This window comes from Pseudomonas agronomica, assembly GCF_025917275.1.
Classification (GTDB): domain Bacteria; phylum Pseudomonadota; class Gammaproteobacteria; order Pseudomonadales; family Pseudomonadaceae; genus Aquipseudomonas; species Aquipseudomonas agronomica.
Genome location: NZ_JAOSHO010000015.1, coordinates 23,069 through 34,019 on the forward strand (window position 1 = coordinate 23,069; position 10,951 = coordinate 34,019).

11 protein-coding genes are annotated in these 10,951 nt (G+C 62.8%); 4 read left to right on the plus strand and 7 right to left on the minus strand.

Going from position 1 to position 10,951, the window contains the following annotated elements; translation table 11 throughout:
* Entirely contained in the window at positions 1-498 is a 498-nt protein-coding gene (locus OC610_RS02910; protein WP_264426419.1) for a winged helix-turn-helix transcriptional regulator, read from the minus strand.
* A gap of 162 nt (positions 499-660) precedes the next feature.
* Between OC610_RS02910 and OC610_RS02915 the strand changes: the two genes are divergently transcribed.
* Both OC610_RS02915 and OC610_RS02920 read left to right on the plus strand, forming a co-directional pair.
* Entirely contained in the window at positions 661-1,287 is a 627-nt protein-coding gene (locus tag OC610_RS02915; protein ID WP_264426420.1) for an isochorismatase family cysteine hydrolase, read from the plus strand.
* An 11-nt stretch (positions 1,288-1,298) separates the two neighbouring features.
* Positions 1,299-2,495: an MFS transporter gene (locus OC610_RS02920; protein ID WP_264426421.1), complete on the plus strand. Its 1,197-nt coding sequence runs from the start codon at positions 1,299-1,301 to the stop codon at positions 2,493-2,495.
* On the opposite strand, the gene OC610_RS02925 is transcribed toward OC610_RS02920, so the two are convergent.
* From OC610_RS02925 to OC610_RS02950, 6 genes are all read right to left on the minus strand, one after another.
* Positions 2,470-3,393, minus strand: coding sequence for a hypothetical protein (locus OC610_RS02925; RefSeq protein WP_264426422.1), 924 nt, complete (start codon positions 3,391-3,393; stop codon positions 2,470-2,472). The two genes, OC610_RS02920 and OC610_RS02925, sit on opposite strands and share 26 nt — an antisense overlap.
* Complete coding sequence (locus tag OC610_RS02930; RefSeq protein ID WP_264426423.1) at positions 3,386-4,276, minus strand: hypothetical protein; 891 nt, start codon at positions 4,274-4,276, stop codon at positions 3,386-3,388. Before OC610_RS02930 ends, OC610_RS02925 begins: the two co-directional genes overlap by 8 nt.
* 132 nt (positions 4,277-4,408) lie before the next feature.
* Positions 4,409-5,257, minus strand: a complete 849-nt coding sequence (locus tag OC610_RS02935) for an ureidoglycolate lyase (protein WP_264426424.1) — start codon at positions 5,255-5,257, stop codon at positions 4,409-4,411.
* Between the two features lie 24 nt (positions 5,258-5,281).
* On the minus strand, positions 5,282-6,022 hold the full coding sequence (locus OC610_RS02940) for an SDR family oxidoreductase (RefSeq protein ID WP_264426425.1): 741 nt from the start codon (positions 6,020-6,022) through the stop codon (positions 5,282-5,284).
* Positions 6,019-7,401, minus strand: a complete 1,383-nt coding sequence (locus tag OC610_RS02945) for an MFS transporter (RefSeq protein WP_264426426.1) — start codon at positions 7,399-7,401, stop codon at positions 6,019-6,021. The genes OC610_RS02940 and OC610_RS02945 overlap by 4 nt, the downstream gene beginning before the upstream one ends.
* Positions 7,402-7,718: 317 nt before the next feature.
* Positions 7,719-8,657, minus strand: a complete 939-nt coding sequence (locus tag OC610_RS02950; RefSeq protein WP_264426427.1) for a LysR family transcriptional regulator — start codon at positions 8,655-8,657, stop codon at positions 7,719-7,721.
* A 114-nt stretch (positions 8,658-8,771) separates the two neighbouring features.
* Between OC610_RS02950 and OC610_RS02955 the strand changes: the two genes are divergently transcribed.
* Both OC610_RS02955 and OC610_RS02960 read left to right on the plus strand, forming a co-directional pair.
* Positions 8,772-9,953, plus strand: a complete 1,182-nt coding sequence (locus OC610_RS02955; RefSeq protein ID WP_264426428.1) for a fumarylacetoacetate hydrolase family protein — start codon at positions 8,772-8,774, stop codon at positions 9,951-9,953.
* A 46-nt stretch (positions 9,954-9,999) separates the two neighbouring features.
* Positions 10,000-10,951 (plus strand): dihydroxy-acid dehydratase domain-containing protein (locus tag OC610_RS02960; RefSeq protein WP_264426429.1); only part of this gene is annotated, 952 nt, incomplete at its 3' end.

The window sequence follows — 10,951 nt, forward strand, 5'->3', positions numbered from 1 at the left end:
CTACTTGCCCTTGAACGCTTCCCGACGGGCCGTGCGCTCGGCGAGGAAGCGTTCACTGATCGATGGTTGCAAGTCCTTGCGTTCAACGGGTACACCGCAACTGGGGCAAACACTCGCCACCCCCACGTCGTGACCACAGGCGCGATGCACAAAGTGCATCGCCAACCCTTCATCCTCGCCCTTGCACCATTTCTCACCCCAGGCGCGCAACGCGTAGATCACCGGATAGAAATCCCATCCCTTGGCGGTCAGCTGGTACTCGTAGCGCAGGGGTTTTTCGTTGTAGGGACGACGCTCCACAAGGCCGTCGGCTTCCAGCGCCTTGAGGCGCGAGGTGAGCATTTGCGGCGTGGCGCCGGTCTGGATCTGGATCTCCTCGAAGCGTGTCGTGCCCATGTACAACTCACGCAACACCAGGATCGTCCACTTATCACCGACCACACCCACCGAACGCGCCACCGGGCACACCGTCTCGTTTGTTTCGTCTTGCTTGTTCATTACTTTTTCCAGAATTCGCAAAGCCACTATTTTTTTCATAGTAACACGGCGATTGCAGATGCGATTCGGCTGTAAAAATACGATGTACGCCGCTATAACATTGACTATATGATTTTCATAGTTAGTATTGAGCGTGCCTTTCCCAACCGGAGCATCGAAGACATGACCCAGCCTGTGTACTCCCCGTCGCGAACCGGCCTGTTGCTGGTCGACCCCTATAACGACTTCCTGTCCGAGGGCGGCAAGCTCTTTCCCTTGCTGGAAAAGGTTGCCCAGGACGTTCACCTCCTCGACAACCTGCGCGCCGCTGTGGCGACCGCTCGGCAACAAGGCATCCAGGTGTTCTACGTGCCCCATCGCCGCTGGCAACCCGGCGACTACGACAACTGGAACCACCCCAATCCGACCCAACGCCTGATCCAGCAACGCCATACGTTCGCAAAAGGCACCTGGGGCGGCGAATGGCACCCGGACTTCGTGCCGCAGGACGGCGACATCATCGTCCAGGAGCATTGGGGCCAGAGCGGTTTTGCCAATACCGACCTCGATTTCCAGCTCAAGCAACAAGGCATCACCCATGTGATTGTGATGGGTTTGCTGGCGAACACTTGCATCGAGTCCACCGCACGTTTCGCCATGGAGCTCGGTTACCACGTGACGCTGGTGCGCGACGCAACCGCCGCGCTCAGCCCGGAAATGATGCACGCGGCGCACGAGTTGAACGGTCCGACATTCGCCCACAGCATCGTCGATACAGGCACGCTCATTTCGACCTTGCAACCGCATTGAAGGACCGCGCCATGCCCGCGTCGAACGTGATCCCCGCTCGCCTGGTCGGCGTGATGGCCGTGTGTTGCGCCCTGGCCGTGTCGACCCTTTACTACCATCAACCGTTGCTGCCGATGATGGCCGCGTCGTTCGGCCTGACCTCGACCCAAGCCGGGCTGATCGCCACGCTGACGCAACTCGGTTATGGGACGGGCCTGCTGCTCATCGTGCCCCTCGCCGATTGCCGACAACCCCGTCGCTTGGCATTGCGGGCCATCGGGGCAAACGCCGTCGCGCTGCTCGCCTGCGCAGCGGCGCCGAGTTTCGCGCTGCTGTGCGTCGGCAGTTTCCTGGTTGGGGTGACGGCGATTACCGCACAGCTGATCATCCCTGCCCTGTCGGGTCTGGCCGCGCCCGCGGAACGCGGCCGGGTGGTCGGGACGTTGCTGAGCGGACTGTCCGCCGGATTACTGTTGGCGCGGACCTTCGGTGGCCTGCTCGGCGAGCACTGCGGTTGGCGATCGGTGTTCTGGGTGGCCTCGCTCATCGATGGAGTGCTGTTGTTGATCGTTGCTGGAAATCTACCCGCTCTGACGAGCCTTTCTCCCATGCGTTATGGCGCGCTGATGCGTTCCCTCGGCAGCCTGTTGCGCGAGGAGCCGGTACTGCGCTTCTGCGCCGCGAGCGGCTTCCTGATTTTCGCCGCCTTCAGTGCCTTATGGGCCACGCTGGCCGCGCTGCTGACCCAGCCGCCGTACACGTTCGGCTCGACCACCATTGGCCTGTTCGGCCTGGTGACAGTGTTGGGCATCGTCGCATCGCCCCGCATCGGCACGTTAGTCGATCGCCTGGGCGCCCGGACGCTGACCGTCGCGGGTACGACAGTGCTGGTCGTCGGTTTCGTCTTCATCGGGGCCGGCGGACAGCACCTGGGCTGGCTGATTGTCGGCATGGTGCTGTTGGACTTCGGCAACCGGGTCGGGCTGGTGGCCAATCAGGCACGCGTCCAAACCCTGCGCGCCGAGGCCCGCAGCCGATTGAACACGGTGTTCATGGGTTCGTATTTCCTGGGCGGTGCACTCGGCGCGGCCTTGGGTAACTACGGGGTCCACCGGAGCGGCTGGATCGGACTCGCCACCGTCGGTGCGTTGCTCGCCCTGGCGGCAACCGCCACAAGTGCCCTCGCGCCCCGAGATACCCGCGTCACGTTGGCGGACGCTCAGCCGTGACAGCCGTTCGCTGAGGCTGTGGACCATTGCTACCGCGCGCCTTGTCCACCAGTCGCTGCACCCAACCGGCGTCCCGGTCGTTGACCACGGCGTAACGGTCCGGCGGGAAAAAGCCCCAGCGATGGGATGCTTCGGCGAGGCGGCTGAACTCATCGGCGGACAGCCAGTACGAGGATTCCGTCAGCGGCAAAGGCGCACCGTCAAAGCGCTGGCCCAGCATCAGCTGGGTCCCAGGGGCAAAGGCAATCGCCAATTGCTGCTGGGGCTTCATCCGCAGGTCGGGCGCAGGCATTCGCCTGGCCTGTCCATGGCGGAAGACGCCGGGAATTTCCTCCGTGAGCACCAGCCAGTGCCCGGCCGAGGTCATGGCCAGGATCCATTGCGACACGCCGCAGCTTTGCACGCGCACCAGCTTGTCGTCTTGCCAGAGCGTGAGGCTGAGGGCCTCGGGATTATCATCGCAGGACCAAAGGCTGATGCCCGAGACCAGCGTATGACGCTCAAGCTCGACCACCCCTTCATCCGGCATCGAGTGCCAGTAGCGCTTGGTCGGGTCGCGTGAATCGCGCCGGTAATTGGACGAGGCCCAACCGGCGATGAAAAGCACAGTCGCCAGCACCTGCCAGCCCCAGGATCCATCGATGATCCGGTCGACATCCAGGCCGGGGACGAACCATTTCTCAACGAGGCCCAGGCCAATCACGAACGCCAGGCTTGGCAGCATCAGGCCAACGCTTACCGGTGCCGCCAGCACCATGACCCAGCTGAAGCGATGCGTTGACGCACGCTCGCGCGCCCTGGCCAACTCCTCTGGGAGCATCGGTGATTGCTCGCGAGGGCCGATGGTTGGATCAGGCGTCTCGAAGCGGATCATTTGTTTGTAGAGTTCGTCACTCATGCTGAGGCCCGACACTGGCTTGTGCCCTGTCCACCAATCGTTGCACCCAGCGGGCGTCCTCGGTATTGACCACGGCGTAACGGTCCGGCGGGAAGAAAATCCAGTGATGGGCGGCTTCGGTGAGGCGCTTGATCTCATCGGCGGACATCCAATAGGGCGTTTCCACCAAGGGCACAGGCGCGCCCTCAAAGCGTTGGCCCAGCATTAGCTGGGTTCCGGGTGCGAAGGCAATCGCCAAGTGCTGACGGGGTTGCAGCTGCTTGCCCTTCTCGGGCATCCGCCCTTCTCGCCCATAGCAGAAGTCACCGGGGAACTCATCCTTGAGCACCAGCCAGTGGCCGGCCGCGGTCATGGCCAGGATCCACTGCGACACGCCGGAGCTTTGCACGCTCACCAGCTTGTCGTTCTTCCACAGGGTGAGGCTGTTGCAGTCCGGGTCAAAGTCGTTGGCCCAAAGGCTGATACCCCTGATCAGCGTATGACGCTCAAGCTCGACCAATCCTTGGTCCGGCAACGATTGCCAGTAGCGCTTGGTCGGGTCCCGTGAGTCGCGCAGGTAATTGGACACGGCCCAAGCGGCGACGAAAAGCACGGTCGCCAGCGCCAGCCAGCCCAGGGAATCACCGACGATCCGGTCGACATCCAGGTCCGGGGCGAATAACTTCTGGGTCAGGCCCAGGATGGTCAAGTACGCCAAGCCTGGCAGCACGATGCCCATGCTCAAGGGCGGCAACAGCACCACGAACCAACTGAAGCGGTTCATGAAGGCACGCTCGCGTGCCCAGGCCAGCTCCTGCGGGAGCATCGGGGATTGCTCGCGTGGAGCGATGCTGGGGTCCGGGGTTTGAAAACGGAAAAACCGTGCGTGGGAGTCGTCGCTCATGGGTCGAATCGTTCTCTCGAATCAGGCGCGCATCTTCGAGGATTTTTCGTGGCGAGGACAGTGCCTATATCTTCGGCAACAGGACTACCGCCTTCGCGAGCAGGCTCGCGAAGGCAGTAGCGAAACCAGTGTTCAGTCCGCCTGCACGGTCACCTGACGCTGCTCACCCAAGCCTGCAATCCCGAGGCGCAGGGTCTGCCCGGGGCGCAGGAACACCGGGTTGGGCTTGATGCCCAGCCCAACACCCGGAGGCGTCCCGGTCGAAATGACGTCGCCCGGTTGCAGGCTCATGCACCGGCTCAGGTAGGCAATCAATTGCGGCACGCTGAAGATCAGCGTACGGGTGTTGCCGTCCTGATAGCGATGCCCGTCGACCTCCAGCCACAGGTCCAGCGCATGCGGGTCGGGGATTTCATCCTTGGTCACCAGCCATGGTCCAAGGGGGCCGAAGGTGTCGAAGCCCTTGCCTTTGTCCCACGTGCCGCCGCGTTCGAGCTGCCACTCGCGCTCCGACACATCGTTGATCACGCAATAACCGGCGACATGCTCCAGGGCGTTCGCTTCGTCGATGTATCGCCCGCCTTTGCCGATGACCACGCCCAGCTCGACTTCCCAATCGGTCTTGAGCGAGCCACGGGGGATCTGGATGTCATCGTTCGGCCCGCAGATGGCGCTGGTCCATTTGTTGAAGATGATCGGCTCCTTCGGCACTTCCATGTTCGACTCGGCGGCATGGTCGGCGTAGTTCAGGCCGATGCAGATGAACTTGCCTACCTGGCCGACGCACGGGCCGATCCGTGGCTGGCCGGCCACCACCGGCAGGCTGCGCGGGTCGAGGGCGGCGAGTTTTGCCAGGCCTTCCGGCCCAATGACATTTCCGGCGATGTCGGGCACATGGCCCGACAGGTCGCGGATCTGATGGTCGTCATCCAGCAGTCCGGGTTTTTCCGAACCTTTTTCGCCGTAACGCAACAGTTTCATGGAGTGCTCCTGTTCAAGTGAAACTCAAAGGCTCATGCCGCCATCGATCACGTGCACGGCCCCCGTGGTGTAGGCGGACGCGTCGCTGCCCAGGTACAGCGCCAGTTGCGCGATTTCCTCGGTGCTGCCAATGCGCCCCATGGGCTGGCGGTCGAGAAACTGCCGGTAGACCTCTTGCTCCTCGACGCCCTGCTGCGCGGCCTGGTCGGCAATGCGCTGGCGCAACGATGGAGAATCCACGGTGCCGGGACAGATCGCGTTGCAGCGAATGCCCTGGCTGACGAAGTCGATGGCGACGGATTTGGTCAGCCCCACCACCGCGGCCTTGCTGGCAGCATAGGCGAAACGATTGGGCACGCCCTTGATGCTGGAAGCCACCGAGGACATGTTGATGATCGAACCGCCGCCACGGGCCAGCATGCCCGGCAGGAAGGCGCGGATCATGCGGTACATGGCCGTGACATTCAGGTCCATCGAGCGCGCCCAGGCCGCTTCGTCGCAGTCGAGGATGTTGCCGCTGTGCACGACGCCTGCGCAGTTGAACAGCACGTCCAGTCCACCGATTCGCTCGCGGGCCGCGTCGATGGCCCTGGCCGAGGTGACGTCTAGCGTAATGGCAGTCACCCCATCGATACCCGCCAGCGCGCGAATATCAATGTCACTGGCGAACACCTCGGCGCCGGCCTGGGCGAAGGCTACCGCGCTGGCCAGGCCGATGCCCTGTCCGGCCGCTGTCACCAGCACCCGCTTGTTCCGCATGCTCATGCTGTCTCCAATTGCGCCGCCGGGGCCGCGCTTTTAGGTGTCCGGCCGAGCATCGAGGCCGGGATGGCCAGGATCAACCCGCCACTGACCAACAGGCACAGCGCCAGGACGTAGGTACCGTTGTTGATATTGCCCGTGAGCGTCTCGGCCACGGCGGTGATCATCGATCCGGTGAACCCCGACAGGTTGCCGATGGCGTTGATCATGCCGATGCCGGCTGCGGCAGCAACGCCCGACAGCACGGTGCCCGGCAGGGTCCAGAAGATCGGCATCAGGCTGAGAATCCCCGAAGCGGAGACGCTGAGGAACAGCACTGACAGCACCAGGTTATCGGCGAAGTAAGCACTGAGGATCAGCCCCGCGCCACCGATGAAGGCTGGAATCGCCGCGTGCAGGCGGCGCTCGCCGGTGCGATTGGAATGCCGGGCGTTGAGCAGCATCGCCACCACCGCCACCGAGTAGGGAATGGCGGTGAGCAAACCGATGTGCAGGCTGTTGGTGATGCCAGTGCTCTTGATGATCGACGGCATCCAGAAGGCCAGGCCATAGAAACCGGTGTTGAACGTCAGCAGGATCAGCACCAGCAACCACACCCGAGGGTTGAAGAACACCTCGCCCAAGCGTGTCGCCTTGCCGTGGTTGTCGGTTTGAAGATTGGCCTTGAGCATGGCTTTTTCCGCCGCCGAAAGCCACTTGGCCTTGTCGATGTTGTCCGCCAGGCAGACAACCACCACGACCGCCATGATGATCGAAGGAACCCCCTCGATCAGCAACATCCACTGCCAGCCGGACAGGCCGTGCACACCCTGCATGCTGTTCATCAGCCAGCCGGACAATATGCCGCCGAGCGTCAGGCTGACCGGCAATGCCAGCAGGAACCCGGACATCACCCGGCTCTGCCGATGGGTCGGGAACCAGTAGTTGAGGTAAAGGATCACGCCAGGAAAAAAGCCCGCTTCGCAGATCCCCAGCAGGAAACGCAGCACGTAGAACATCGTGCTCGATTCGATGTGGAAGAACGCCGCCAGCGGCACGGTGTAGGCCACCGCCATGGAAATCACCGCCCAACTGAGCATGATCCGGGCGATCCAGAACCGCGCGCCAAAGCGATGCAGCAACAGGTTGCTGGGCACTTCGAACAGGAAATAGCCCCAGAAAAACATACTGGCGCCCAGCGCGTACACGGTGTTGCTGAATTGCAGCTCGTTGAGCATGTCGAGCTTGGCGAAACCGATGTTCACCCGGTCGAGGTAGGCCGCCATGTAGCACAACAGCAGGACCGGCAGGATTCGCCAGATCACCTTGCGGTAGGTCCGGTCCTCGAAATCGAGTTCGCCGGCTTGCGCCTGGGCGGGCAAATGCTCGGAGATGGTTTGCATGAGGTAACCCCTGATTGTTTTTATTGGGTCACGTCGAATGAGTGAATCATCCGGCGATTGAACGAGGACTCTACTGTCGGGAAGCGATTCTTTCCCAATGGCATTTTTGGATTACTTGATAACGGGGTGTTATCAGAGACCTAGAAACTGGCACGAGGAATGTAAGTCAAACTACATAACCTGTGGCGAGGGGATTTATCCCCGCTGGGCTGCGCAGCAGCCCCAACAAACTCCCACAAGTAACCTGACAGAACGTAGAGGCTGGATTTAGGGCTGCTGCGCAGCCCAGCGGGGATAAATCCCCTCGCCACAGGCATTCAACGGCTCAGTCGGGCGTTGTCCTTGAGGATCTCGGCAAACTCCAGCGCCGCGCCCACCAGCGGCTCGTCCTTGCGGGTCAGGATGCCGTAGTCCTGCGGCACCAGGTGCAGCGGAGTGTCGAGGGTCTTGAGCTGGCCGCTTTCGAGCAGTGGGTCGACCATCGCATTGGGCAGCATGCCGATCATGGGCCCGCGTTGCAGCACCTGGAGGAAGGTCTGCATGGAAATCGTATCGATGGTGTTGCGCGGCATGCCCACCCCGGCTTCGGCGAAGGCCAGTTCCATACGCGCGCGAATCGGCGTGCCGACCGGATACAAAATCCACGGCAGATCCACCAGTTGCTGCAACGACGTCGGCCCCGCATCGGCGAGCGGATGGCGATCATTGACCACGATGCAGAACGGTTCGGGGGCCAGGGGTTGGAAGTCATAGCGCTGCTGCTGGCTCTGATCGGTAAAGCGCGCCACGGCCAGGTCGAGCTTCTTTTCTTCAAGCATCTTCATCAGGTGATTGCTGGTCTGCTCCACCACCTCGATGGACAGCAAGGGCCAGCGCTGCTTGATCTGCAGGATCGCCTCGGGCAGCGCCACCGCCGTCGCGGCGAAAATACCGCCGACCTTGAGGTAACCGTGGCCGCCTTCGCGCAGGCTGCTGATCTGCTCGACGAACGAACGGGCGTCATTCAGGGCGATTTGCGCATAGCGCAGCACGTGCTCACCCAGGGCGGTGGGCGGCATGCTGCGCGGTCGGCGCTCGAACAGGGCGAAGCCGAGCAGGTTTTCGATTTCCTTGAGCATCTTGCTTACAGCCGGCTGGCTGAGGTTCATCTGCTCGGCCGCCAGATGCATGTTGCAGGTGCGTCCCAGGGTGTCGATCAGCAACAGATGGCGAAATTTGAGCCAGCCGCAAAAGCTGGAAAAGGACAGGTCGGACATGGGCATTCCTCGGCGGCGCAATAACCGGGCGTTATCGGATACTGAATATATCTCATTGGAGTTCATCGACAACGCGCCCTAGCGTGAAGGCTTTACGAACCAGGAAGCCTGTCCATGTCGCTATTGCTTACTCCCGAGAACACTCTGCCGGTCGATGGCGTGGCCGGTACCCTGATCGGTCGCGCCTGGGTCCCGGGGCGGATCGCCGGGCCTTCGCCGATCGTGCTGCGCAGTGACGGCGCGTTCGACCTCTCGGAGCATTTCGCGACCTTGAGCGATCTGCTGGAAACCCCCTCGCCCCTCGCGGCGGCGCGACAGGCACCGGGCAGTTTCCTGGCCAGCGTCGAAGACCTGTTGGCCAACACCGGCCCCCACGCCGATCCGGCCAAGCCGTTCCTGTTGCCGCCGCTGGATCTGCAAGTGATCAAGGCCGCCGGCGTGACCTTCGCGGCGAGCATGATCGAACGGGTGATAGAGGAGCAGGCCGGCGGCGACGCGGCCCGGGCCGAAGCCGTGCGCGCCACGGTCCACGGTGTGATCGGCGATAACCTGCGCTCGATCGTGCCGGGTTCCGAGCAAGCCATGCGGCTCAAGGCGTTTCTTATCGAGCAAGGCATGTGGTCGCAATACCTGGAAGTCGGCATCGGCCCGGACGCGGAAATCTTCACCAAGGCGCCGGTCCTGGCCGCCGTGGGCAGCGGCAGCCAGATCGGCATTCACCCGGCCTCGCAATGGAACAACCCGGAACCGGAGGTGGTGCTGGCGGTGAACAGCCGTGGCCAGATCCACGGCGCCACCCTGGGCAACGACGTCAACCTGCGGGACATCGAGGGCCGCAGCGCGCTGTTGCTGAGCAAGGCCAAGGACAACAATGCATCGTGCGCCATCGGGCCGTTCATTCGCCTGTTCGACGAGCAGTTCAGCCTGGACGACGTGCGCGCTTGTCAAGTCGACCTGCAAGTACACGGCGAAGACGGCTACCACCTGCACGGCTGCAGCTCCATGAGCCAGATCAGCCGTGATCCGCAAGACTTGGCCGGCCAGACTCTCAACGCCAACCATCAATACCCGGATGGCTTCCTGCTGTTTCTCGGTACCCTTTTCGCCCCCACCGAGGACCGTGATCTTGCCGGCAGCGGCTTTACTCACAAACTCGGTGACCGGGTCAGTATCAGCAGCCCGCTACTGGGCGGCCTGCATAACCAGGTGACCCACAGCTGCAACGCCGCGCCGTGGACCTTCGGTGTCGGCGCGCTGTTGCGTAATCTTGCCGCACGGGGACTGCTCGACCGCTGAGCCCGACCGATCGTCGATTCATCCAATTACAAGAGAGAAATGAATCATGAGTGACACGCCAAAACGCCGCCTGCGCAGCGAGCAATGGTTCAACGACCCGGCCCACGCGGACATGACCGCGCTGTATGTCGAACGCTACATGAACTACGGCATGACCCGCGAAGAGCTGCAATCGGGCCGCCCCATCATCGGCATCGCCCAGACCGGCAGCGACCTGACGCCCTGCAACCGCCATCACCTGGAACTGGCGCAACGGGTCAAGGCCGGTATCCGCGACGCTGGCGGCATTCCGATGGAATTTCCGGTTCACCCCATCGCCGAACAGTCTCGACGGCCCACGGCGGCGCTGGACCGTAACCTGGCTTATCTGGGCCTGGTGGAAATCCTCCACGGTTATCCGCTGGACGGCGTGGTGCTCACCACCGGTTGCGACAAGACCACCCCCGCCTGCCTGATGGCGGCGGCGACCACCGACCTGCCGTCGATCGTGCTGTCCGGCGGGCCGATGCTCGACGGCCGCCACAAGGGCGAGCTGATCGGCTCCGGCACAGTGCTCTGGCACGCACGCAACCTGATGGCCGCTGGCGAGATCAACTACGAAGGCTTCATGGAAATGACCACGGCGGCTTCGCCGTCGGTGGGCCACTGCAACACCATGGGCACCGCCCTGTCGATGAACGCATTGGCCGAAGCCCTGGGCATGTCGTTGCCGGGTTGCGCAAGCATTCCGGCGCCCTACCGCGAGCGTGGGCAGATGGCCTACGCCACCGGCAAGCGCATCTGCGAACTGGTGCGCCAGGACGTGCGCCCCTCGCAGATCATGACCCGCGAGGCGTTCGAGAACGCCATCGCTGTCGCCTCTGCACTTGGCGCATCGAGCAACTGCCCGCCGCACCTGATCGCCATCGCCCGGCACATGGGCGTCGAGTTGAGCCTGGACGACTGGCAACAAATCGGCGAGGACGTGCCGCTGTTGGTCAACTGCATGCCCGCCGGCA

Excerpts from the sequence above, each read along its gene's own strand:
- OC610_RS02910 (WP_264426419.1), bottom strand. The coding sequence starts at position 498 with ATGAACAAGCAAGACGAAACAAACGAGACGGTGTGCCCGGTGGCGCGT.
- OC610_RS02915 (WP_264426420.1), top strand. The coding sequence starts at position 661 with ATGACCCAGCCTGTGTACTCCCCGTCGCGAACCGGCCTGTTGCTGGTC.
- OC610_RS02920 (WP_264426421.1), top strand. The coding sequence starts at position 1,299 with ATGCCCGCGTCGAACGTGATCCCCGCTCGCCTGGTCGGCGTGATGGCC.
- OC610_RS02925 (WP_264426422.1), bottom strand. The coding sequence starts at position 3,393 with ATGAGTGACGAACTCTACAAACAAATGATCCGCTTCGAGACGCCTGAT.
- OC610_RS02930 (WP_264426423.1), bottom strand. The coding sequence starts at position 4,276 with ATGAGCGACGACTCCCACGCACGGTTTTTCCGTTTTCAAACCCCGGAC.
- OC610_RS02935 (WP_264426424.1), bottom strand. The coding sequence starts at position 5,257 with ATGAAACTGTTGCGTTACGGCGAAAAAGGTTCGGAAAAACCCGGACTG.
- OC610_RS02940 (WP_264426425.1), bottom strand. The coding sequence starts at position 6,022 with ATGAGCATGCGGAACAAGCGGGTGCTGGTGACAGCGGCCGGACAGGGC.
- OC610_RS02945 (WP_264426426.1), bottom strand. The coding sequence starts at position 7,401 with ATGCAAACCATCTCCGAGCATTTGCCCGCCCAGGCGCAAGCCGGCGAA.
- OC610_RS02950 (WP_264426427.1), bottom strand. The coding sequence starts at position 8,657 with ATGTCCGACCTGTCCTTTTCCAGCTTTTGCGGCTGGCTCAAATTTCGC.
- OC610_RS02955 (WP_264426428.1), top strand. The coding sequence starts at position 8,772 with ATGTCGCTATTGCTTACTCCCGAGAACACTCTGCCGGTCGATGGCGTG.